The organism is Flavobacterium sp. HJ-32-4, assembly GCF_022532105.1.
Taxonomy (GTDB): domain Bacteria; phylum Bacteroidota; class Bacteroidia; order Flavobacteriales; family Flavobacteriaceae; genus Flavobacterium.
The window spans coordinates 716,753-739,572 of sequence record NZ_CP092832.1 but is presented as its reverse complement, the minus strand read 5'-3'; the positions used below and the strand labels follow the sequence as shown (position 1 = coordinate 739,572).

26 protein-coding genes are annotated in these 22,820 nt (G+C 52.0%); 16 read left to right on the top strand and 10 right to left on the bottom strand.

The genetic code is table 11. From position 1 onward, the window contains the following. Nucleotides 1–75 precede the first annotated feature (75 nt). Nucleotides 76–462 carry a ribonuclease P protein component gene (gene rnpA, locus MKO97_RS02905; RefSeq protein ID WP_241104571.1) on the bottom strand — a complete coding sequence of 129 codons (387 nt, stop codon included), beginning with the start codon at nucleotides 460–462 and terminating at the stop codon, nucleotides 76–78. Between the two features lie 63 nt (nucleotides 463–525). Here rnpA and MKO97_RS02900 point away from each other — a divergent pair, with 63 nt between their 5' ends. Then, a complete protein-coding gene (locus tag MKO97_RS02900; protein ID WP_241104570.1) occupies nucleotides 526–1,137 on the top strand; it encodes an acyloxyacyl hydrolase in 612 nt (203 codons plus the stop codon). Here the strand turns inward: MKO97_RS02900 and MKO97_RS02895 are convergent. Continuing rightward, nucleotides 1,134–1,538 (bottom strand): hypothetical protein, encoded by a 405-nt coding sequence (locus MKO97_RS02895; protein WP_241104569.1) that lies wholly within the window; start codon nucleotides 1,536–1,538, stop codon nucleotides 1,134–1,136. The two genes, MKO97_RS02900 and MKO97_RS02895, sit on opposite strands and share 4 nt — an antisense overlap. A 324-nt stretch (nucleotides 1,539–1,862) precedes the next feature. Between MKO97_RS02895 and MKO97_RS02890 the strand changes: the two genes are divergently transcribed. Next, nucleotides 1,863–2,273, top strand: a complete 411-nt coding sequence (locus MKO97_RS02890; RefSeq protein WP_241104568.1) for a BrxA/BrxB family bacilliredoxin — start codon at nucleotides 1,863–1,865, stop codon at nucleotides 2,271–2,273. 46 nt (nucleotides 2,274–2,319) lie between these two features. Here the strand turns inward: MKO97_RS02890 and rnhA are convergent, their stop codons facing one another. Together rnhA and MKO97_RS02880 are read right to left on the bottom strand one after the other, a co-directional pair. Next, nucleotides 2,320–2,802 (bottom strand): ribonuclease HI, encoded by a 483-nt coding sequence (rnhA, locus tag MKO97_RS02885; protein WP_241104567.1) that lies wholly within the window; start codon nucleotides 2,800–2,802, stop codon nucleotides 2,320–2,322. A gap of 28 nt (nucleotides 2,803–2,830) precedes the next feature. Then, nucleotides 2,831–3,391, bottom strand: a complete 561-nt coding sequence (locus tag MKO97_RS02880; protein ID WP_241104566.1) for a phosphoribosylglycinamide formyltransferase — start codon at nucleotides 3,389–3,391, stop codon at nucleotides 2,831–2,833. Between the two features lie 165 nt (nucleotides 3,392–3,556). Between MKO97_RS02880 and MKO97_RS02875 the strand changes: the two genes are divergently transcribed. From MKO97_RS02875 to MKO97_RS02850, 6 genes are all read left to right on the top strand, one after another. Continuing rightward, entirely contained in the window at nucleotides 3,557–3,793 is a 237-nt protein-coding gene (locus MKO97_RS02875) for an acyl carrier protein (RefSeq protein WP_093141106.1), read from the top strand. Nucleotides 3,794–3,945: 152 nt separating this feature from the next. Next, entirely contained in the window at nucleotides 3,946–5,199 is a 1,254-nt protein-coding gene (gene fabF, locus MKO97_RS02870; RefSeq protein ID WP_241104565.1) for a beta-ketoacyl-ACP synthase II, read from the top strand. 5 nt (nucleotides 5,200–5,204) lie between these two features. Next, nucleotides 5,205–5,945, top strand: coding sequence for a ribonuclease III (gene rnc / locus MKO97_RS02865; protein ID WP_241104564.1), 741 nt, complete (start codon nucleotides 5,205–5,207; stop codon nucleotides 5,943–5,945). Between the two features lie 115 nt (nucleotides 5,946–6,060). Next, nucleotides 6,061–6,540 carry an IPExxxVDY family protein gene (locus tag MKO97_RS02860; RefSeq protein WP_241104563.1) on the top strand — a complete coding sequence of 160 codons (480 nt, stop codon included), beginning with the start codon at nucleotides 6,061–6,063 and terminating at the stop codon, nucleotides 6,538–6,540. Between the two features lie 6 nt (nucleotides 6,541–6,546). Beyond that, entirely contained in the window at nucleotides 6,547–7,977 is a 1,431-nt protein-coding gene (pyk, locus tag MKO97_RS02855) for a pyruvate kinase (RefSeq protein WP_241104562.1), read from the top strand. A gap of 277 nt (nucleotides 7,978–8,254) precedes the next feature. Continuing rightward, on the top strand, nucleotides 8,255–8,554 hold the full coding sequence (locus MKO97_RS02850) for a hypothetical protein (protein ID WP_241104561.1): 300 nt from the start codon (nucleotides 8,255–8,257) through the stop codon (nucleotides 8,552–8,554). A 15-nt stretch (nucleotides 8,555–8,569) separates the two neighbouring features. On the opposite strand, the gene MKO97_RS02845 is transcribed toward MKO97_RS02850, so the two are convergent. The 3 genes from MKO97_RS02845 to MKO97_RS02835 all read right to left on the bottom strand — a co-directional run bounded on the left by MKO97_RS02845 (nucleotide 8,570) and on the right by MKO97_RS02835 (nucleotide 11,049). Continuing rightward, nucleotides 8,570–9,223, bottom strand: a complete 654-nt coding sequence (locus MKO97_RS02845) for an HD domain-containing protein (protein ID WP_241104560.1) — start codon at nucleotides 9,221–9,223, stop codon at nucleotides 8,570–8,572. An 87-nt stretch (nucleotides 9,224–9,310) separates the two neighbouring features. After that, nucleotides 9,311–10,306 (bottom strand): acyl-ACP desaturase, encoded by a 996-nt coding sequence (locus tag MKO97_RS02840; protein ID WP_241104559.1) that lies wholly within the window; start codon nucleotides 10,304–10,306, stop codon nucleotides 9,311–9,313. Nucleotides 10,307–10,311: 5 nt separating this feature from the next. Next, entirely contained in the window at nucleotides 10,312–11,049 is a 738-nt protein-coding gene (locus tag MKO97_RS02835; RefSeq protein WP_241104558.1) for a 1-acyl-sn-glycerol-3-phosphate acyltransferase, read from the bottom strand. A 140-nt stretch (nucleotides 11,050–11,189) separates the two neighbouring features. On the opposite strand from MKO97_RS02835, the gene recA reads away from it, so the two are divergent. The 5 genes from recA to MKO97_RS02810 all read left to right on the top strand — a co-directional run bounded on the left by recA (nucleotide 11,190) and on the right by MKO97_RS02810 (nucleotide 17,428). Further along, nucleotides 11,190–12,191, top strand: a complete 1,002-nt coding sequence (gene recA, locus MKO97_RS02830) for a recombinase RecA (RefSeq protein ID WP_241104557.1) — start codon at nucleotides 11,190–11,192, stop codon at nucleotides 12,189–12,191. A 104-nt stretch (nucleotides 12,192–12,295) separates the two neighbouring features. Then, on the top strand, nucleotides 12,296–12,703 hold the full coding sequence (locus MKO97_RS02825; RefSeq protein ID WP_241104556.1) for a hypothetical protein: 408 nt from the start codon (nucleotides 12,296–12,298) through the stop codon (nucleotides 12,701–12,703). A 14-nt stretch (nucleotides 12,704–12,717) separates the two neighbouring features. Further along, complete coding sequence (locus MKO97_RS02820; RefSeq protein WP_241104555.1) at nucleotides 12,718–13,260, top strand: RNA polymerase sigma factor; 543 nt, start codon at nucleotides 12,718–12,720, stop codon at nucleotides 13,258–13,260. Further along, nucleotides 13,257–14,951 carry a hypothetical protein gene (locus MKO97_RS02815; RefSeq protein WP_241104554.1) on the top strand — a complete coding sequence of 565 codons (1,695 nt, stop codon included), beginning with the start codon at nucleotides 13,257–13,259 and terminating at the stop codon, nucleotides 14,949–14,951. Before MKO97_RS02820 ends, MKO97_RS02815 begins: the two co-directional genes overlap by 4 nt. A 131-nt stretch (nucleotides 14,952–15,082) precedes the next feature. Then, complete coding sequence (locus MKO97_RS02810) at nucleotides 15,083–17,428, top strand: T9SS type A sorting domain-containing protein (protein ID WP_241104553.1); 2,346 nt, start codon at nucleotides 15,083–15,085, stop codon at nucleotides 17,426–17,428. A gap of 6 nt (nucleotides 17,429–17,434) precedes the next feature. Here MKO97_RS02810 and MKO97_RS02805 read toward each other — a convergent pair whose 3' ends face one another. Continuing rightward, entirely contained in the window at nucleotides 17,435–18,175 is a 741-nt protein-coding gene (locus MKO97_RS02805) for a 1-acyl-sn-glycerol-3-phosphate acyltransferase (protein WP_241104552.1), read from the bottom strand. 99 nt (nucleotides 18,176–18,274) lie between these two features. On the opposite strand from MKO97_RS02805, the gene trpS reads away from it, so the two are divergent. Continuing rightward, nucleotides 18,275–19,252 carry a tryptophan--tRNA ligase gene (gene trpS, locus MKO97_RS02800; protein WP_241104551.1) on the top strand — a complete coding sequence of 326 codons (978 nt, stop codon included), beginning with the start codon at nucleotides 18,275–18,277 and terminating at the stop codon, nucleotides 19,250–19,252. Here the strand turns inward: trpS and dprA are convergent. Further along, nucleotides 19,249–20,349: a DNA-processing protein DprA gene (dprA, locus tag MKO97_RS02795; RefSeq protein ID WP_241104550.1), complete on the bottom strand. Its 1,101-nt coding sequence runs from the start codon at nucleotides 20,347–20,349 to the stop codon at nucleotides 19,249–19,251. The genes trpS and dprA overlap by 4 nt on opposite strands. Nucleotides 20,350–20,449: 100 nt before the next feature. Between dprA and MKO97_RS02790 the strand changes: the two genes are divergently transcribed. Then, nucleotides 20,450–21,388, top strand: coding sequence for an SPOR domain-containing protein (locus tag MKO97_RS02790; protein ID WP_241104549.1), 939 nt, complete (start codon nucleotides 20,450–20,452; stop codon nucleotides 21,386–21,388). Between the two features lie 77 nt (nucleotides 21,389–21,465). After that, nucleotides 21,466–21,978, top strand: coding sequence for an acyl-CoA thioesterase (locus MKO97_RS02785; RefSeq protein WP_241104548.1), 513 nt, complete (start codon nucleotides 21,466–21,468; stop codon nucleotides 21,976–21,978). Nucleotides 21,979–22,036: 58 nt separating this feature from the next. Here the strand turns inward: MKO97_RS02785 and MKO97_RS02780 are convergent, their stop codons facing one another. Further along, the gene (locus MKO97_RS02780; RefSeq protein ID WP_241104547.1) at nucleotides 22,037–22,819 is read right to left on the bottom strand and encodes an enoyl-CoA hydratase/isomerase family protein; all 783 of its coding nucleotides are present in this window, start codon (nucleotides 22,817–22,819) and stop codon (nucleotides 22,037–22,039) included. Nucleotide 22,820 lies beyond the last annotated feature (1 nt).

Genomic DNA, 22,820 nt, shown 5'->3' with positions numbered 1-22,820 from the left:
AAAGCGCACTAATGTACGCAATACCACCAAAAAGTAGGTGAAAGTTGGCTAAAAGATAACGAACCTTCCGGATTTTTAGTGTGTGCTGTCGGGGTTTTCACGGGATGCCGCCGCCACAAACTTGTGCAGCAGCGCCTCCATAAGCACCTCGACCTGCGCAAACGGAAGACGATCGGCGGTTTGGTAAAACAGCATCACGGCGTAGGAGGTGTGCAACGGCGCCAACAATCCTTTTCGGGTGCGGTAGGTTTCGCGAAGGATTCGTTTGTAATAGTTCCGGTCGACGGCTTTCCGGAAGTACTTTTTCGAAACCGATACGCCCACCTGATGTCCGTCCGCGCCATTGAGCGGGACATACACGAGGCGCAGCGGGTACTTCGCCACGGATTTGCCTTCTGTAAACAGGCGGCCGATCGCGTCGTGGCTTTTGAGTTTGGCTTCTTTTGGGTAGCGGGCGTCCATCGGGGCAAAGGTAACGATTTGATTTCAGCGCAAACCCGTATCTTTAGCCCGATAATCCCACCCATGAAACAGCGTTTTTTCCTTCTTTTACTGGCCTTTTCTCTTGCTGCCTGGTCGCAGGATGCACCCGTTCGGCGGTGGTCAGGCGGACTCCTCTACGGCGTGGGGAATGAGTTCCCGCAGAAAGACTATAGTTATACCAACCGCTACTTCCAGGCGCAGGTGTATTATAGCTTCAACCCCGGCGCGCGATGGGAATACCAGGTGGCGCTTCAGCCGGAGTATAACCGGGCTACGCATCAGTTGCTCAATATGTACTTCGTGACGCCCGATGAGCCGAATTATGAAGAGAAGCGGGCGGAATACACAAAACTGAAAGACATCAACGAGTATATCCTGAACTGTTCGTTTTTCGTCAGGCGGCACTTTTCAAAGCGACTCAACGTCTATTTCATGGCGAATGTCGGCCCGATGATTACCGATACGGAAACCGAGCGGTTGTCGAAAGGATTTGCCTTCTGCGATGTGTTTGCGTTGGGTGTGGCCTATAAGATCGGCGATGTTACATTGGATCTTCGGCCAAATTACCGCCATACCTCCAATGCCGGACTGCAGAGTTCGAACGCCGGGTTCAACACCTACAACATCGCGTTCGGCGTTACGGTGCCGCTTTAGTCGTAGATATTGTAAACGAATTTCACGTCGTGGTAGTTGACGTAGACCTGCCGGCGGTTGTTTTGGTTTTTGCGCGTCACGATCTGGATGGTACAGAGGGACCCTTCGTTGTCGCGGCAGTCAAATGACACGATATCGTCTGTTTCGTTTGAGATCTTTTCAAGATACGCTTCAATCCGGAAGAGCTGCATTTCGTTTGAATCGATGGTGATACGGTCTTTTTTGCCGTCGAGGGTAATCACAACATTCGATTGCACGGCCTCTGACCATTTGCCCCATTTTCCGTTGGGCTGCATCTCGATCACACTGTAGCTGCTGGCCTTGAAACGGTATACCTGTGCATGGCCCGACACGGACGTTAGTACGAATAGGAAGAGCGAAAAAAAGCGAAACGAGTTCATAAACGGGATTTGCGCCAAAGGTACAAATTCCGGTGGAGGCGTTGAAGGCGGCGATAAAATCATGTAAATTACTCGTTATTAGATATAAGGGCGATGCCTTTCGCGTGTTCTACCTTTACCAAAGCAACCTTCGCAGCTAGTCCGCAGGTTGAAGAAACAACTGCTTGGTGCGGACAACTTTCCCAATAAAACAGGCGCAAGCCCTACACCCTCCCGACAAAGTAAGCGGGAGGGTTTTTGTATCTATACGCGACGGTCACACTTGCACCGCATTTGCCATTTGATGCGTATCTTTGCGGTGATTTATCTTTAAATATATATCGTATGTACCCAGAAGAAATGGTAAAACCCATGCGCGACGAGTTAGTGGCAGTGGGTTTCCAGGAAGCATATTCCGCCGACGCCGTTGAAGCGGCCCTGTCGCAGCCGGGCACCACGTTGGTGGTCGTAAATTCGGTTTGCGGATGCGCGGCCCGCAATGCCCGTCCGGGCGCCCGTATGAGTCTTGACCACGGCAAGAAGCCCGATCACCTGCTGACGGTTTTCGCCGGTGTCGATCGTGAAGCCGTTGATGCGGCACGCCAACACATGTTCCCGTTCCCGCCGTCGTCGCCCAGTATGGCGCTGTTCAAAGACGGTGAACTTGTGCACATGCTCGAGCGTCACCACATCGAAGGCCGCCCCGCCGAGATGATTGCGGAGAACCTGAAAGAAGCGTTCGACGAGTTTTGCTAAGAAACCGATTATGTGAAAGAAAGCCGTGTTTGAAACGCGGCTTTTTTTATGGAAGTAAACCGCCTCCAGTCTCCTGTTCATAGAAAAAATCAACCGACAACTGCGGCAACTGCGACGCCATGACCGCCAATTGGTCGCAGCGCTCGTTTTGCGGGTGGTTGTTATGGCCTTTGATCCATTTGAAATCGACCTTGTGTTGGCGGTAGACTTTCAGGAAACGACGCCAGAGGTCAGGGTTTTTCTTGCCGGCGAATCCTTTCTTTTCCCAACCCATCACCCACCTCTTTTCGACGGCATCGACCACATATTTCGAGTCAGATACGACCAGCACGGCTGTCCCCGGATTTTTGAGTTTTTCCAGCCCGACAATCACCGCCAGCAACTCCATACGGTTGTTGGTCGTCAGCCGGAAGCCCTCGTAGAATTCCTTTCGGTAGCCGGTACCTACCTGTTCCAGTACCACGCCGTAGCCTCCGGGTCCGGGGTTGCCTTTGGCGGCGCCGTCGGTATAAAGATGTACGGTATGCATGGAAGGGAAGGGTATTGGATGGAACGAATCAGGATAAAAGTCGTTCGACGATGACTGGGAAATGCGCCTGTTCAAGGGCCTGCACCTTTTCGGCGATCGCTTCCGCGGAAGCACAATCGGCTATACGGACGCGGTGTTGCGCGATGACGTCTCCGTTGTCATAGTGCCCGTCGACATAATGGACGGTGATCCCGGTTTCGGTTTCGTTGTTTTCGAGTACGGCCCGGTGCACGTGCATCCCATACATCCCCTTACCGCCGTATTTTGGTAATAGCGCGGGGTGGATGTTGACCACCCTTCGCGGAAAGGCTTCGATAAGCGGGTCGGGAAACTTCAGCAGGAAGCCCGCTAACACGATGAGGTCGGGCCGGAAGGCCTGCAATTTCAACAAAACCGACTCACCCGCCAGTTCTTCTCGCGTAAAAAGTACCACCGGAACACCCAACGCCTCGGCACGTGCGATGACGCCCGCAGCAGGATTGTTGCAAAACACCGCTGCGACTCGGGCCAGTTTGGTGCCGTGGAAGTGCTGGATGAGGTTGGCGGCATTCGAGCCGGAACCCGACGCAAAGAGAACAATATGCTTCATCGGAAGGGGCGAAAACGCTGCAAAAAAACTGATTTTCGCGGGTTTATCGAAAGTTATTCTAAAATTAATTTTCTACCTTAGTATCCACATTTCGGAACTAAAAATCGGCAATTAGGGAAAGTTTCCTATTTTTGCCCAACAAATTTAAATTTAAAAACTAAGATTATGTCAGACATTGCATCAAGAGTTAAAGCGATCATCGTGGACAAATTGGGCGTTGACGAAAACGAAGTTGTTAACGAGGCTAGCTTCACCAACGATCTGGGGGCTGATTCACTGGATACCGTAGAGCTTATCATGGAGTTCGAAAAAGAATTCGACATCCAGATCCCTGACGATCAAGCCGAAAACATCGCTACTGTAGGACAGGCAATCTCTTACATCGAAGAGGCGAAGAAATAATACCAAAGCACCCGTTACCCCGCGTGACGGGTGCTTACTTTTTGTACATACCGATTGATCCTCAATCATCCTTATACGTAATACCTACCGTTTTTTTATGTTTACATGGAAGTCAGTAGGTATTATTCTTTTCTAAACAAAAACACGGACGTATGTCATTACGAAGGGTAGTCGTCACGGGCCTTGGTGCCCTTACCCCGATAGGAAACTCTATCGAGGAATATTGGGACGGGCTGGTGAACGGCAGAAGCGGTGCCGCGCCAATCACCTATTACGACACAGAGAAGCACAAAACCAAGTTCGCCTGTGAGGTGAAAGGGTTCGATATAGGCCAGTATATGGACCGCAAAGAGGCGCGTCGCCTCGACAAATTTGCACAATACGCCATTGCCGCCAGTGATGAAGCGATAAAAGACGCCGGCATCACACTTGAGAATTCAGACAAATACCGCATCGGCGTCATCTGGGGCGCGGGCATCGGTGGACTCGAGACCTTCCAGGAAGAAGTCATCTATTACGCCAAAGGCGACGGAACGCCGAAATTCAACCCGTTCTTTATCCCGAAAATGATCGCGGATATTGCACCCGCCCACATTTCGATGCGGAACGGTTATATGGGCCCCAACTATACCACGGTTTCGGCCTGCGCGTCGTCGGCCAATGCGCTGATCGACGCTTTCAACTACATCCGCCTCGGCATCTGTGACGTCATCGTTTCAGGAGGCTCCGAAGCGGCTGTCACCATCGCCGGTATGGGCGGCTTCAACTCGATGCACGCACTTTCTACCCGCAACGACAGTCCGGAAACCGCTTCGCGTCCGTTTGACGCGACGCGCGACGGATTCGTGCTGGGCGAAGGCGCCGGCGCGTTGGTTTTGGAAGAATACGAGCACGCGAAGGCACGTGGCGCCAAGATCTACTGTGAGGTAGGTGGCGGAGGGATGTCGTCGGACGCCTACCACCTTACTGCTCCGCATCCGGACGGTATCGGGGTTATGGCCGTTATGACGAACTGCCTGCGAGACGCACACATGAAGCCGGAAGACGTAGACCATATCAACACACACGGTACTTCGACACCACTGGGCGATGTGGCCGAATTAAAGGCGATCAGTGCCATTTTCGGTGAACACGCGAAGAACATCAACATCAACTCGACCAAATCGATGACCGGACACCTCTTGGGTGCGGCCGGTGCCATCGAAGCGATCGCGTCGATCCTTGCACTGCAACACGGCATCATTCCGCCGACCATTAACCATGAAGTCGTGGATGAAAACATCGACCCATCGCTCAACCTGACGCTTAATAAAGCGCAGAAACGCGACATCCGGGTAGCGATGAGCAACACCTTCGGTTTTGGCGGACACAACGCCTGCGTCCTCTTTAAGAAGCTGGAAGACTGAGAAACATGCGCTTTCTGAGGAAAATAATAACCAAATCCCGTCCTAAGGAAGGCGGGATTTTTTTTGACCAAATCCGGGAGATTCTCGGCTTCCCACCCCAAAACCTCGACCACTATCGCACGGCATTTACCCATCGCTCGGCCAATAAGACCGACGACAAGGGGAATGCAATCAGCTATGAACGGCTGGAATTTTTAGGGGATGCCATGCTCGGCTCGGTGATTGCCGCCCACCTGTATCGGGAAGTACCCGCCGGAGATGAAGGCTACCTGACGAAAATGCGGTCAAAGATCGTGAGTCGCGAGCACCTCAACGAATTGGGGCGCGACCTGGGCCTCATCCAGTTTGTGGAAAGCAAGGTGTCACCCCAACATTTCGGCGATAACATCCATGGCAACCTGTTCGAAGCCCTTATTGGCGCCATTTATCTCGACCATGACTATGCCCATTGCGAATCCTTCATCCACCAACGGGTGATCATCCCGTATGTCGACATCGCGCGGCTGGAAGGAAAAGTGATCAGCTATAAAAGCCTGTTGATCGAGTGGTGCCAGAAAGAGAAGAAGACGTTCTATTATGATGTCTTCGAAGACAACAATAGCACGGGTGAGCGTCTTTTTGGCGTGAAACTGTCGATTGACGGAAAAGTGGTGGCCAAAGCGAGGGCCGTTTCGAAGAAGAAAGCGGAGGAAAAAGCCTCCCAACGGGGCTATTTTGCCTTACAGAATAAAATTAACTTAAAATAACACGGAATCGCCAAAACTACATCGATTTCGTTGATTATTAACCACCTCGTAACGCGAACGGCTGTCTTTTCTCGTTTAGAAATAGTATCTTTACGCCTTATCCGGAACTAACTGAATGGCCGTCCATAAACTGCATTTTGACGATTTCGAGGAGGTTGACTACGACCTCATCGCTATCCATACCGCACTTGAAGACTACCGTCTGGCGTATTTCCTGAACCAGCACCTTCCGGTACTTTTCCGCAAGAACAAAGACGAAATCACCATCTCTTCGAAAGAAGGACATTCGTGGTTCTCGCGGTTTACCTATGAAGAAGCCGAAGCCGAAACCAGTTGGAACCTGGTGAGCAACAAAAATGAAGTCATTCCCGATTCGGCCGCCCCGCAAGACGGCTTGTTCGGATCGGTAGCGCCCGTCGCATCGAAAGTATGGCTGTTGCCGGAGTTCCGTAAAGTCGATTATTTCCTGAAAATCGAAAATGGCCCGATGCCAATTCCAGAGGTGGCGGCACGGATTCATGCCATCGACCGTATCTCGGCCGTTTACAGTGTAGACGCCGCCACCGTAAAATCAAAGCACAATCTAATTTTCTGATACAAAATGCCAACGAACAAAAAGTCGAAGATCGTCGCTACGCTCGGACCTGCCTGTAGCACCCGTGAAGTGCTCAAAGACATGATCGATGCAGGCGTAAACGTCTTCCGGATCAACTTTTCGCATGCCGATTATGATGATGTAAAACAGAAGATCGACCTCATCCGTGGCCTTAACGAGGAGTTCGGCTACCACACCGGTATCCTCGCCGATTTGCAAGGACCCAAACTACGTGTCGGCGTGATGCAGGAAGACGTAGTGGTAAAAGCAGGCGACCACATTACTTTCACGACCGCCGAGGACATTCCTGGTACGGCTGAAAAGGTCTATATGAACTACAAAGAGTTCCCGCGGGACGTAAACCCCGGTGAACGCATCCTCCTTGACGACGGCAAACTGATTTTTGAAGCGGTTTCCACCAACGGCACCACTGAGGTAGTCGCCAAAGTCGTACAGGGTGGACCCCTGAAATCGAAGAAAGGTGTAAACCTGCCAAATACCAAGGTATCGCTTCCGGCGCTGACCAAGAAAGACATCCGTGACGCGTTGTTCGCCATCAGTGAAAAGGTGGATTGGATCGCGCTCTCGTTCGTCCGTACGCCGAAAGATTTGCAGGAACTGCAGGAACTGATCAAAGAGAACTCGGAGCATAAAATTCCCATTGTCGCCAAGATCGAGAAACCGGAAGCGGTTGAAAATATCGACAAGATCGTAGCCTATTGCGACGGCCTTATGGTGGCCCGCGGCGATTTGGGTGTGGAAATGCCGGCCCATGAAGTGCCGCTCATCCAGAAAAAACTCATCAACCGCGCCAAAACGGCCCGTATTCCGGTGATTGTGGCAACACAGATGATGGAAACGATGATTACCTCGCTGACACCGACCCGTGCCGAGGTAAACGACGTGGCCAACTCGATCATGGACGGTGCCGATGCCGTGATGCTTTCCGGCGAAACCTCCGTTGGAAACTATCCGGTGCAGGTTATTGAGAAGATGACCCAGATCATTGAAGCAGTGGAAGATTCACCGCTTATCCAGGTACCACAGAATACGCCACAGGTGCGTACGAAGCGCTTCATCACGAAGTCGATTTGCCACCATGCCGCCACGATGGCGAATGTAATCAAGGCAAAGGCGATCTGCACGCTCACCAACAGCGGCTACACGGCCTTCCAGATTTCGGCCTGGCGCCCTTCGGCCCACATCCTGGTGTTCACGTCCAATAGAATCATCATGACACAGATGAGCCTGCTTTGGGGTGTGAAATCCTTTTATTACGACAAGTTCGTCAGCACAGACGATACGGTTACCGATATCAACCATATGGCCCGTGAACGCGGATTCGTCGATAAAGGCGACTTCCTTATCAACCTGGCGGCTATGCCGGTCACCGATAAGGGAATGGTAAATACCCTGCGGGTGTCGGAGATTGAATAGCCAACAAGGGCAACAGGCAAGCCTGAGGCTTCCAATATAGCATAAAGCGGATCCAAACGGTCCGCTTTTGCTGTTTTTATCAAGGTTCGGACTTACCGAAAATACCACATAAACGACCAGTTGGACCCCATTTCCTACCAAATAAGGACATAGTAGCAGAACGCATCGTTCAAGGGAGCTGTTTTGTATAGTTTTGCCCACGAAAACAGCGGAAATCCGCCAGGCGAACGCCTTTTTCTACGGGGCGTATTCGTCTGTTAAACGTCCTACAAAACACATGAAACTACTTCGGGTATTCCTCGCGGTACTTATCTTAGGTAAGTTTTTCTTGATTATATCAGGCACCGATGCGTACATTACAACACAGATCGACCTGCTCGACAGCACCGACGTGATGTGGCTGCTGGCTCCGTTCGTTATTGTGACGGTGCTATTCTGCGCGATAATCGTGTTGGATAACGCCTACCGCCGCGGCGCGATAAACCGACGGCTGAAGACGGCTATGAAAGTCGTGATTGTCCTTATTCCCTTGTCCGGGCTTCTCGTGATGCCAGTGTTCCACCGGTTGGGAAGGTAGTGGAGAGGGATGAGGTTAGGAGAACTTTCCGTTCCACTCCGCAAGAAACCGCGCAACGAATGCTTCCATATACTGGTGGCGTTCCTCAGCCAACGCCTTTCCCGTTTCTGTATTCATGAGGCCCTTTAGCAGGAAAAGTTTCTCGTAGAAATGATTCAGCGTCGGTGCCGCGCTGTTTTTATATTCCTCTTTCGACATACCCAATTTTGGAGGAACGGATGGGTCATACAAAGAGCGATTTTTGAACCCGCCATAATTGAAGGTACGGGCGATGCCGATGGCACCCAATGCGTCGAGCCGGTCGGCGTCCTGCACGATGTCCAGCTCTTTTGAGTGGAAGGTGCGGGCGGTGGTGCCGCCTTTAAACGATATGTTCTCGATGATCGAAACCACATGCGCAATGGTTGCGTCCGGAAGGGAAAGCGATTGCATCCACGCATGCGCCTTCGCAGGCCCTACCGTTTCATCTCCGCCATGGAACTTGCTGTCGGCGATATCGTGCAGCAACGCGGCCAATTCGACCACCAAAAGGTCTCCTCCTTCTTTTTCGGCAATGTGACGGGCGTTTTTCCATACCCGTTCGATATGGAACCAGTCGTGGCCGCCTTCTGCGCCCTGAAGTTCCTTTTGAACAAACGCCACCGTCTTTTCAATACTTCTATCCGTCATAGGTCTACATAAGAAAGTGAGGGAAAAGAAGTGAGCGATGCGGTTGGACCGTCTCTCCTCTTTTCCCCCACCTGATGTTGTTTTTGTTTATCGTGTGCGAACCAGTGCCGGTTCTACCCATTTGAATACGTGCGATTCGGCCGGGATGACCAGTCGTTCGGATACGCGGGCCATACGATCGGGGAGTTTCATCAGGAAATCACGGGCTTTTTCAGCCTCTTCCGACAGGTTCAGCATGTTGCCGATTTCCCAGCGCTCGATCAGTTTCCGCATGATGTCAACGTAGTCGTTCGCGGTGTAAACGCCGATGCGCTGCGCGGAATCTGAAAAATGTTCGAATGCCTCGCTGATTTTCTGCCCAGACTCACGAAGGAATCCAGCCGGCATAACGATTTTTTTCTTCATCATCTCCTGGAATGCCAGCATCATCCCGTTGGGATCAACGGTAAAAATCTGCTTGACGAACTCGCTGTAGGCATTGTGGTGGCGCATTTCGTCGCCGGCAATCATGTTGCACATACGCGACAATTTCTTGTCTCCGTAGGTCTTGGCCAACTTGGCAACACGGTTGTGGGATACATACGTAGCCAACTCCTGGAAGCTGGTGTAGACGAAGTTTTTGTAAGGATCCCGATCAGTTCCGATGTCAAAACCGTCGTTGATAAGGTGATGAGTGGTGATTTCAACCTCTTTCATGTTGACCCGTCCTGAAAGGTACAGGTACTTATTGAGAAGGTCGCCGTGGCGGTTCTCCTCGCCGGTCCAGTGGCGCACCCACTTTGACCAACCGTTGCGCTCGACGTTGTCAACGCCTTCCACGTCCATCAGCCACGACTCATAGGTCGGCAGGGCTTCTTCCGTAACGGTATCCCCGATCAAAACGATCCAGAAATCATAGGGAAGGTCTTTCGCGATCTCGCGCAGTTCGGTGACTTCGTCGAAAAAGTGCTCGCTACTCGTGTCAGGCAGGAAATCAGACGGCTGCCAAAGCGTTTCAACAGGGATAAGGTATTCGTTCACGAAGCCGTCGACTTTGTTTTCAAGAAAGCGCATGACTTCAAGTCGCATGTTGTGTAATGACATGTAATTCAGTATTTTATTCCGTCGACAACCGTTTTTTCGGTTAAAGTAAAAAGCTCGTCGAACGGATAGTCCTTGACGGACAGTGGGTTATGAACTGTAAAGGTAACGCGATTTCCCAGACCAAGCGGAAAAAAGCCGTATTTAACTAATTTAAAGGAGTTATTGATGCTAATCGGGACGATGACCGCCGAGGGGGCAAACTTGCATAGTATCTTGATCCCGTTTTGCGAAAAAGGCTTCGGTTGTCCGGTCTTGCTTCGGGTGCCTTCGGGGAAGATGACCGCCGAACGGTTGTTTTTCTCAATGTATTCGGCCATCTTTTTGATTTCCGGCAGGGCTTGTTTTGGATCCTTGCGGTCGATCAGCACCGACCCGCCAACTCGGAGGTTGTAGGATACGCTCGGGATGCCTTTTCCGAGTTCGACCTTGGCTACAAATTTCGGGTGGAATTTCCGTAGGTGGACAATCAGCGCGATGATTTCCCACATACTTTGGTGGTTGGTGACGACAATCAGCGGCGTGTCGGACGGGATATTTGAAACGCCCGAAAACACCATGCGGTTACCGGTCAGCAGCAACAGTCCGGCTTCCGACAGGAAATTCAGCACGTCGACCGAGAGTTTGTGTGCCTTGTAACCGAAAACATTGTGTGCCACCCATTGGATGGGATGGAAAACCACCAGCACCAATCCAAACCACAGGTAGAAAAGTGCAGACAACGGATACGATAGGATTCTTTCCATGTGACGATTCTTCGCGGCGAAAATACGCATTTTGGCGGGAACTTCCGTAATTCGAAATTGTTCATATTTCTGCGGAAAAACCGTAATCCACGCAGGAGAAAATGCCGTACTTTTACGAAAAATTAATCAGGAAAGAAACAATGAGTTCAGAGAGAGAAGCCAAACTAAAAGCCTTACAGTTAACGCTTGACAAACTCGATAAGACCTACGGAAAAGGCACCGTCATGAAGATGGGCGACCAGGCCGTAGAGGAAGTCGAAACCATATCGTCCGGATCGCTCGGCCTCGACCTGGCTTTGGGCGTTAATGGATACCCTAAAGGTCGTGTCATCGAAATCTTCGGCCCTGAATCTTCGGGTAAGACGACGCTGACCCTGCATGCTATTGCCGAGGCCCAAAAAGCCGGGGGCATCGCTGCCTTCATCGATGCAGAACATGCCTTTGACCGTAATTATGCCCAGAAACTCAATGTAGACATCGAGAATCTTATCATATCGCAGCCCGATAACGGCGAACAGGCGCTCGAAATTGCCGAGAACCTGATTCGTTCCGGCGCTATCGACATCGTCGTAATCGACTCGGTTGCGGCCTTGACACCGAAAAGCGAGATCGAAGGCGAAATGGGCGATTCTAAAGTAGGTCTGCATGCCCGTTTGATGTCACAGGCACTGCGGAAACTCACCGCCACTATCAGTAAAACCAACTGCACGGTGTTTTTCATCAACCAGTTGCGCGAGAAGATAGGCGTTATGTTTGGAAACCCGGAGACGACAACGGGTGGTAACGCGTTGAAGTTCTACGCGTCGGTGCGTCTTGACATCCGTCGTTCGTCGCAGATCAAAGACGGAGAGAATGTCATCGGGAACCGCACCAAAGTGAAAGTGGTAAAAAATAAAGTGGCACCTCCGTTCCGTACCGCTGAATTCGACATCATGTATGGTGAAGGCGTTTCGAAAGCGGGTGAGATACTCGACCTGGCTACTGAGTTTGAAATCGTCAAGAAATCGGGGTCGTGGTTCGCGTATGGCGAAACCCGCCTCGGACAAGGGCGGGATGCAGTGAAAGCACTCATCAAAGACAATCCGGAATTAGCCGACGAGCTTGAGGAAAAGATCAAAGACCTCATCAAATCGCAGAATTAAATAGAAAACCCGATTTTTTCGGGTTTTTTTGCGTGTATACGCAACCCATGCAATGAAAATCCATCTGTAATCGCAAATGATGCAGATTTTATAATACCCTAACGATGAAAAAGATTGCCCTGCTCTTTATCGCCGTGTTCGCCATTAGCGCCTGTTCGCTTGGTGATGACAGTCCTAACTATACGCTTGAAGTCCTGCCAGTAGAAAGCTACGTGCTTCCTGAGAGTTTCGGACTTGGCCATACCTATCCCGTGACGATTCGCTACAAGAAGCCTTCTGCCTGCTATGCATTCGAGGGCTTTTACTATGAGAAAAACGGAAATGACCGTATTGTCGGTGTGACGGCCCGAAAGGACGATCGAGCCGATTGTGCTGCCGATGACACGGTATACGAAGCGACTTTTAACTTTACCTGCACGGTAAATGACACCTATCGTTTCCGCTTCTATAAGGGCGATAACCCAGACGGGACGCCTATATTCGAAGACGTGGAAGTTCATGTAACCTATTAACCGCCTGCCTGCCCTTGACGTTAGAAGAACTCATTGCCGGATGCCAGAAGAACGACCCCAAGGCCCAGGAACAGCTTTATCGGCTGTTTTCTGCGAAGTTTTTTGGTGTCTGCCTGAAGTATTCCGGAAGTTATGAAGAAGCCCAAGATAACCTCCAGGACGGCTTCCTCATTATCTTCAACAAAATAGGGCAATATAACTTCAAAGGTTCGTTTGAAGGATGGGGGAAACGGGTCATGATCAACAATGCCCTACAGAAATACCGAGGGATGCGTTTTCTTGAAATCGTAAGCGAGAACATCCCGGAAGAGGAAACCGTAGAGATCGACGACGAGAACATCTCAATGGATTTCCTGACCACGATCATACAGGAGCTGCCGGAACGCTACCGGTTGGTATTCAGCCTGTATGTGCTTGACGGCTATTCCCACAAGGAAATCGCCGACATGCTCGACATTACCACCGGCACGACCAAGTCGAACCTGGCCCGCGCCCGGATGATCCTGAAAGACAAAATTGACCGGCATTCCGGCAAGCAACATACATCTGTACAATGAAGGAGAGAAAGAGTTTAGATCGCCTCTTCCAGGAAAAGTTCAAGGACTTCGAAGTAAGTCCCGACGAACAGGTCTGGAAAAACATAGAGGCCGCGCTGCACAAGAAGAAGCGGCGTGTCGTGCCGATCTGGTGGTACCAGGTGGCAGGGGTCGCCGCATTACTGCTGATCGGGCTTTTCGCCTGGAACAGCTACACGGATTTTGGCATCCAGAACCCACCTTCGGCACCTGTGCCGACCGGTCCGGCCGTCGTCAACACCCCCGATAACGAGGGCAAAGGAGGTGCGCAAACGGCGTCGCCATCCGAAGTCACACCATCCGATCAGGAAAAAACGGCTACTGGCGCATCGTCTTCAGCAACTGATGCGGTGGCGGCGTCGGAGGACGGATCGCGTCCTTCGGAGGTAAAAGGAACGGCGCCAAAAGACGGGCGTTCCAACACCAAGTCCCGTGGGCGAAACAGCAACACGACCGAAGTAGCTTCTTCCGAAGAGAAACCACAAGCCGGAGATGGAAAAACGACACCGAAACTACGGGGCCGGAAATCGGCTTCCCCGCTATTGAATAATGGCTCTTCGGTGGCCACGGCTCCGTCTCGTAACCAACGGCTTCAGGAGAAGCGGAACGAGACTGTAGCGGCACACGACCGCGCGCACAAGCCTGTGGGAAAAACCGTTTCCTCCGAACAAGGAGCATCCGGGGCGAACAAGCAGGAAGGAATCGCGACGACCACAGACCGCACCAAGGGTGGAAACGCCACCGATGCGATTGCCAACGCGGCCTCAAAGGAGACACCACGCACATCGGTGGGTTCAACCGTAAAAGACGGAACCACAACCGAGAGAATAGCACCTAAAACAGATGCGGCGATCGCATCCGTACCGACCGATTCAGCCAAGATTGCTGAAGACACTAAGAAGCTGGAAGAATTGCTGCAACCGAAAAATGAAAAAGAAGAAGCGATTGCTGAAGCCAAGGTAGACCGCTGGCAGGTAACGACCAACGTTGCGCCTGTCTACCTTGGATCGGCATCCAAGGCGGGTTCGGCCATCGATCCGCAATTCGCTTCGAACGGCAAGAGCTACAACAGCAGCACCAGTTATGGCGTAGGCGTGAATTATGCCGTGAACAAACGGCTTACCGTTCGCGCGGGGCTCAACAAACTGAACCTTTCCTATAATACCAACGATGTAATGTTCTTCGCCGCGATATCACCGCCGGCGATTGCGGCCATCAACCCGAATCCGGTTGGGGCGTTTATCCAGGTGATGAATCCGGATGAAGCACACATTGGAATGGAAAATTTCGAACTGTCCATCCGCGACGAAAACATGGGAACGCTCAGACAGGAGATGGGGTATTATGAAGTGCCACTCGAGTTGTCGTATAAACTCCTCGACCGTCGCTTTTCCATTTCTGTCATCGGTGGGGTAAGCACCCTGTTCCTCGACCAAAACCGTCTTTCCGTATTGTCTCCGGGACTTTCCGCCCGCATTGGCGAGGCCAACAACCTGAACAGTGTCCACTATAGTTCGAATTTTGGCATCGGTCTCCGCTACCGCTTCCTGAAATCACTCGAGTTGCATTGTGAGCCGACACTCAAGTACCAGATCAATACGTTTTCTGGTAATGACGGCAACTTCCGACCATATGTAGTCGGCGTATACTCTGGACTGAGCTTCAGTTTTTAAGTCTAAATATTGTTGTTTTTTGTTTGTTACTTCGGGGTAATGAATGAAGAAAAAGCCCGCTTCGGTGGGCTTTCCTTATATATAGAAGCGTTTCTGTTTTTAAATTTGCAACCACAACCAAACCTGTTAACGTGAAAAAAATTTACCCGTTATTCGCATTATTTTGTTCGATTGTAGCGTCAGGCCAGAACGACCTATGCGCCAACGCTACGCTACTTACACCCGGGCCGTCGTGTGTCGGAACAACCGGAACTTTCTCCGGTTCCGGAATTGAGTCGGCGTCTGTGTGTAGTGGTAACAGTGGCCAGGACGTCTGGTTCTACTTTACCGCTACGCAAGAGACTATGCGCGTCGCCGTTTCCACAAACGACGGACTGAACCCCGGAATTGAAATCCTTGAAGGATCCTGCGCCGGCACCTCGTTCGGTTGTGTCAACACCAACTCTGGCGGATTCGGAGAAGTCATTACTTCCCAAAACTTTACGGCCGGACAAACCTATTACGTTCGGGTATTCAACGCCGGCAATAATGTGTCGTCGTCGACCTTTTCCATCTGCGTCCGCGAATACGCGCGACCTGCCAACGATTTTTGCGCGAACGCCACCGCACTTACGCCGGCGGCGAGTTGTAACGTTACGATAGGCACGTTGTCAGGATCTGAAATGGAAACAGCCGATACCTGTACGGGCAATAGCCTCCAGGACGTGTGGTTTTCGTTCGTTGCTACCGAGGAAACCATGCGCGTCACGGTAACGACCAACGATAGCTTGAATCCCGGACTGGAGGTGTTTGAGGGGGATTGCGCGGCGACACCGATGACCTGTGTTAACACTAACTCCGGCGGGTTCGGCGAAGTGTTCTTCTCACAAAACTTTACAATCGGGCAAACCTATTACGTTCGGGTATTCCACGCTTCCGCAGGCATTTCCATGTCAACATTCAGCATCTGCATCCAACAGTATCCACGTCCCGCCAATGACTTCTGCGTCAATGCTACGCCCCTACAAACGGGAGTTACGTGCTCGTCGACATTAGGGACATTGAGTGGGTCAGAAATGGAGAACCCAACAACCTGTTCCGGAAACAGCATCCAGGATGCCTGGTTTTCGTTTACGGCGCCACAAGAGACGATGCTTGTTGTGGTGTCAACAAACGACGCACTCAATCCCGGATTCGAAATATTCGAGGGCTCCTGCGACGGCACGTCATTCGCGTGCGTCAACACTAACTCAGGCGGTTTTGGCGAGAGCTATCTCAACAGCACCTTTACCGTTGGGCAAACCTACTATGTCCGTGTTTTTCACGCCAGCAGTGGTCTTTCCACCTCTACTTTTACCATTTGCGCACAGAGCTATCCCAGGCCATCGAATGATTTTTGCAGCAATGCCCGGACTCTTTACCCAGGGACGACCTGCAACGGTATAACAGGAACCTTTGCAGGTGCCGAAATGGAATCAGGCGCCACCTGCACCGGCAACAGCTTACAGGATGTTTGGTACTCGTTCACGGCGACGATTGGAACCTATGCGATTTCGGTGGACCCGACCGGCAACTCGAACGTTGCTTTCCAGGTGCTCGATGCCTGTGGCGGAACCTCACTTCTGTGCGTTAACGGTAGTGGCGGTGGAGTTACGGAGTTTTCGCAGGTTAGCAATCTCATCGTCGGTAATACCTACTTTGTACGTGTATTCAATGCGGCGGCCAACCTTAGCACCGACACGTTTTCCATCTGCGTCTACGGCGCGGTGCAGAATTCCTGTACCCCTTCGGTTTCCATTACGTCGGACACCGCCTCGGGTTGCCCGGGAGCGGCCTTCACCTTTACCGCAAACCCCGAATTCGGCGGCTCAAGCCCCTCATACCAATGGTACGTAAATGGTCAGCCAGCAGGCACAAATTCTTCGGTATTTATTAGCAATACGCTTGTCAACGGAGACCAGGTAAGCGTTTCGATGACAAGCAACGCCGCCTGTTCTACGACACAAGCTCCCGTAAGCAGCAGTGCGGTCGGGATTACGATTTATGCGCTGCCAGTAGTGGAATTTGAGTACGCCAATGGGACATTACAGGCAACACCAGGCTACGCCAGCTATGTTTGGACGTTTGATGGCGGAACCGTTCCGAATGTGTCCGGACCTGCGATTGACGCAACCCAGGAAGGTACTTACGCGGTGACGGTCACCGACCAGAACGGCTGTGACGTTACGGCATCCTATCAACTGCTTTCAACGGATACCCCAATTTTGGAATCCGCGCAGGTGTTTCCGAACCCAACATCAGGCGAGATTACGTTTTCTTGGCCCGGATCAGCCAGCGTATCCGTCCGGATATTTGACCTGGTGGGGAAGGAATTTTTGCAGGCCTCTTCGGCAGGACGGTTGACGATCGATAGCTCACAGTGGCCGTCAGGGTGTTACGTGGCGAAAGTCACGAACGCAGAAGGAATCACTAAGGTTGTAAAAGTAATACGACGCTAATACGGTCTAGGTCGCGCCCATTCGTACGAGTTCAGAAAGGATGCGTTCGCGGGTTGCTTCCCGCAGGGGCTTTTTATCATCCTGTGTGTACCCCGCCGTCTCGATGGGCGTGAGTACTTTCGCCCGCATCGCACCCGGACTTCCGGCAAAGAACGAGAAAGGAAACCGCCGTTTGTTGTCAGGAAACACGATGGGTACAATCGGGATTTGATGGTCAATGGCCAGGCGAAAGGCTCCGTCTTTGAAATCGTCAAGTAACACCGATTCGTGCGGTACGCCACCCTCTGGGAAGATGCAGATACTGAGTCCCTGGCTGAGGCGTTTCTGAGCCCGCTCAAATACTTCCATCCGGCTTTTGGTGCTGCTTCGGTCGACCATAATACAGGTGCGTTTGTAGAAGAAGCCAAAAAGCGGAATTTTCACCAGTTCCTTTTTCCCTACAAACACAAACGGATGCCGAATAATCGCCAGCATCAGCATAATATCGGTCATCGAAGTGTGATTGGCTACGAACATATAGCTTTTGCCGTCAACGAGCGGTTGTTCAACCTCCGTTCGGTACCAAAACCCACAGCCGTATAAAATAAAGTTCCCCCAGATGCGGGCCATGACGAAAAAGTAGGGATACCACCGCTCGCGGGAAATCGAAATCAGTAAAAACGGAAGGAAGGCCACTATGGGAAGCAATACCAGTATATAAAACCAGACGCGCCATAACACCCAGAAAATAACCTTGACTATACGCATACCGCCAAAAGTACGCAATCATTCCAAATGTTTGGGGAAAGCGGTAACTTTGGCATCTCCCGCGCAAACGTGTGTGTGGACGATGAAAATTATAATACCATGTCTAAAATCCTGACCGGTATCCAAAGTACTGGAACACCGCATCTCGGCAACCTGCTCGGCGCCATCCTGCCAGCTATCGACCTTTCCAAAAATCCGGAGAACGAATCCTTCCTGTTTATCGCCGACCTCCACTCTGCGACGCAGATCAAGGACGCCGAAACACTCCGTACCAATACCTATAGTACGGCGGCTGTTTGGCTGGCCTGCGGACTCGATCCCGAAAAGGTCACGTTTTACCGCCAGTCGGATGTGCCACAGACGGCAGAATTGTCGTGGTATTTGAGCTGCTTCTTTCCGTATCAACGCCTCACGTTGGCGCATTCCTTCAAAGACAAAGCGGATCGTTTGAGTGATGTAAACGCCGGACTTTTCACCTACCCGATGCTTATGGCGGCGGATATCCTTTTGTATGATGCCGAATACGTACCCGTAGGGAAAGACCAGTTGCAACACATCGAAATCACCCGTGACGTGGCGTCGCGTTTCAACCACCAGATGGGGGAAACCTTTGTGTTGCCGGAACCTTCGCTTCGGGAAGCCACACAGTATGTGCCAGGCACCGACGGCGGAAAGATGAGTAAGTCCGCTAACAACATCATCAACATCTTCCTCGATGACAAAGCCTTGAAAAAACAGGTAATGGGCATCGTAACCGACAGTACGCCCCTGGAAGCGCCGAAAAACCCGGATACGTGTAAGGTATTTGCGATCTATTCACTGCTCGCCTCTGAGGCGGAAGTGGCTGCCATGCGTATACGCTATGCCAACGAAACCCAGGATTTCGGATGGGGACACGCGAAGACGGCCTTATACGAATTGATCCTGACCAAGTTTTCAGCCGAACGGGAGCGCTATCGTTACTATATGGACAATCTCTCCGAGCTCGACCGCGTTTTAGCTGCAGGCGCCCAAAAGGCGGGCGCTATTGCAGACGGAGTTTTGGCCCGCGTACGTCATAAACTAGGCTACCTCTAAACCGCTTCGAAGAGCTTCCCAGGCAACGGACGCACCACGCCTTTCAATTCCATTCCCAACAAAAGGGAGGAGGTTTTGTGGATGGGGAATCCGCATTCGAGCGCAATAATATCCAGCAACTCCTTTCCATTGCCGGCCAGGAAGTCATAGACCGTTTTTTCGTCGCCTTCCAGCGTCACAAAAAGCTGTTTCTGCACGGGTTTTGGGGATGCCGCAACATCCCATCCCAATAGATAGATGAGGTCGGCGGCCGAGGTCAGGGCATGTGCCCGCTGGGTTTTGATCAGGAGGTTACACCCCTGGCTGTACTTGTCGGTAATACGCCCCGGAACGGCGAATACGTCGCGGTTGTAATCGTTGGCCAGATTGGCCGTAATGAGCGAGCCTCCCTTTTCGGCGCTTTCAATGACGATGGTCGCTTCGGAAATACCCGCTACAATGCGATTGCGCTTGACAAAGTTCTCCCGTTCGGGATCGTTGCCGCTGCGGAACTCGGTAAGAAAGCCGCCGGTCACTTTCATTTTCTCCCAGTACTTTCTGTGTGCGGCGGGATAGATGCGGTCGAGGCCGTGCGCCAACACCCCAATCGTTTGTAGCCCGTGCTCAAGGGCCGCCTGGTGGGCCACTATGTCGACGCCATACGCGAAACCACTCACGATAACGGGGTCTAACGGGGCCAGGTCGGCAATGAGGCGCTTGCAGCAGTCGATGCCATAGGGTGTAATTTGCCGGGTGCCGACGATACTGATCACGTGGCGGTTCCTAAGGGTGGTGACGCCCGACCCGAAAAGCAGGAGCGGCCCGTCGAGACAGTGCTTCAATCGGTCGGGATAGCGTTCGGAGTAGTACGGAAGGACGGAAATCGCATTTTTTTCGATAAAAGCCGCTTCTCTTTCCGCCTGGTTGAGTGGGGGTTTAGCCCTGATTTTCGCGGCGAGGGAGGGCCCAACGCCGTCAATTCGGGAAAGAGTGGACGATTTGGCACGGAACACCTCTTCGGCGCTTCCACAATGCGAAATAAGCTTTTTGGCGATGACATCGCCCACGCCCTCCACGTTCTGCAACGCGAGCAGGGCAAGTAATTCTGAATGGCGCATATAGAAATTAAGAAGTCGAAAAATAGGGAAAAATGCCGGTTGTTGATAAAATCTGTTGATAAAATTTCCATAGCCTGCGTGAATCTTTACCTTTGTTTTCATGAATACCGCACGCCACATCGAACAGTTGCTCTACCGTCACCAATGTGTCGGAATACCCGGTTTCGGGGCTTTCCTGACCGAGACGAAGCCCGCCCGGCTGGATGAAGCGGCCCATACGTTTTTTCCGCCAGCGAAAGTACTCTCGTTCAATCCGTTATTGAAGAATAACGATGGATTGTTGGCGAGTCATTTGGCGCGCGCCGAACGACTGTCGTATGACGATGCGCTTGATCGTATCGCCCAGGATGTGGCCGTTTGGAGGGATGCCCTGATCGCAGAGCGTCGGCTGACCTTGGCCAATATCGGTGTACTTTCTGTAAACGCGGAAGGGAATCTCGTATTCGAGGAAGCCGGCCAGGTAAATTATTTCACGGGTGCTTTCGGGTTGTCTTCTTTTGTGTCACCTGCCATCCGTCGCGAGGTTCTTGCGGTCGTAGGGGAGGATGCTGAGGAAGAAGCGCCAATCGTTTTGGTGCCACAGCGCACGGAAAGCCGTCAATGGCTGAAGTACGCGGCTATTTTTGCCATCGGACTCGGAACCTCCGGATTCTTCGGGAACCGCTACTACCAAGGACGTATTGCGGAGGAGACGGAGATCGTACAGGCGGAAGTCCAGAAGGAAGTCGGCAACCGTATCCAACAAGCTACTTTTTTCCTGGAGGCGCCGCTTGAAAATGTGGTGCTGCCCGTTGAAAAAACATGGAAACCGTATCACATCGTGGCCGGTGCTTTCCGTGAAGAAGGCAACGCCCAACGGGTATTCGAAAAACTGACAGCCCAGGGGTTTGCCGCAGAACGGTTAGAGCCTACGCGAAAAGGCTTGTATCCGGTGAGTTACGGCAGTTATGCGACCCTGTCGGAAGCACAGGCGGCACTCGATACCATCCGGAAACAACACGGAGGCGAGGCCTGGCTGCTCGTCACGAAACGACACTGACATCCCGCTTGACGGGATTTTTTTATGCCGTATCTTTGCCGCGTCTTTCTGCGGAAAGGCCAAATGAAAAAGATACCATGAGCCCAAAGTACGCCTCTGAATCCCTTACCGTTATCACTGACCTGGTGCTGCCGAGTGAGACGAATCCATTAAACAACCTTTTTGGCGGGGAACTGCTGTCGCGCATGGACCGCGCCGCCAGTATCGCCGCACGCCGTCACTCCCGCCGCATTACCGTTACGGCATCGGTCAACCACGTGGCTTTCAACCGCACCATTCCACTGGGAAGTGTTGTGACGATTGAAGCGAAAGTATCGCGCAGTTTCAGCAGTTCGATGGAAATCTACCTCGATGTCTGGATCGAAGACCGCGAGTCGGGCAGCCGCACCAAGGCGAATGAAGCCATCTATACTTTTGTGGCCGTCGATGACACGGGTCGCCCGGTTGAAGTACCGCCGATCATCCCGGAAACCGACCTCGAAAAACAGCGTTTTGACGGCGCGTTACGTCGTAAGCAGCTTAGTTTGGTGCTGGCCGGTAAAATGAAAGCGTCGGATGCGACGGAGTTGAAGGCGTTGTTTATGGAATAAAAAAAACCGGGACCTGTGTTCCGGTTTTTTTACGTGCACGGGCCTTCTTGGAGTTGGCTTAGTTTCCTTTAAACTCCGGCTTTCTCTTTTCCAAAAACGCCGTGGTACCTTCCTTGAAATCCCCAGTTCCGAAGCATTTTCCGAACAGTTCGATTTCGGTTTGGAATCCATTGACGCCGTCTTTGAAATTGGCATTTACCGCTTGTATGGCCTGCGTAATGGCTGTCGGCGAGTTCTTCTGTATTTTCTGCGCAATAGAGGCGGTAAACGACAACAATTCGGCTTGCGGTACCACGTGATTGACGAGTCCGTATTCTTTTGCTTCGGCCGCTTGTATCATGCCTGCGGTCATAATCAGTTCCATCGCACGGCCTTTCCCGACCAATTGCGGAAGACGCTGCGTGCCGCCATATCCCGGGATGACACCCAGCGACACTTCCGGAAGGCCCATGCGGGCATTGTCAGACGCGACGCGGAAATGGCAGGCCATCGCCAGTTCGAGTCCACCGCCTAACGCAAATCCGTTGACCGCCGCGATGACCGGTTTCGACAGATTTTCGACAAAATCAAACAGCTGTTCCTGGCCTTTTGCCGCCAGTTCAGCCCCTTGTGAGACGGAGAAATCGGCGAATTCCGAGATATCAGCGCCGGCTACAAAGGCTTTTTCGCCGCTTCCCGTAAGGATGATGACCTTCACGGAGGCGTCGGTTGAGGCCGCTTCGAGGGCGTCATGGAGTTCGGAAATCGTCGCTTTGTTCAGCGCGTTGAGTTTTTCCGGACGGTTGATGGTAATGGTTGCAATGCCGTCGGCGGATGCGACGAGAAGGTTTTGGTAGCTCATG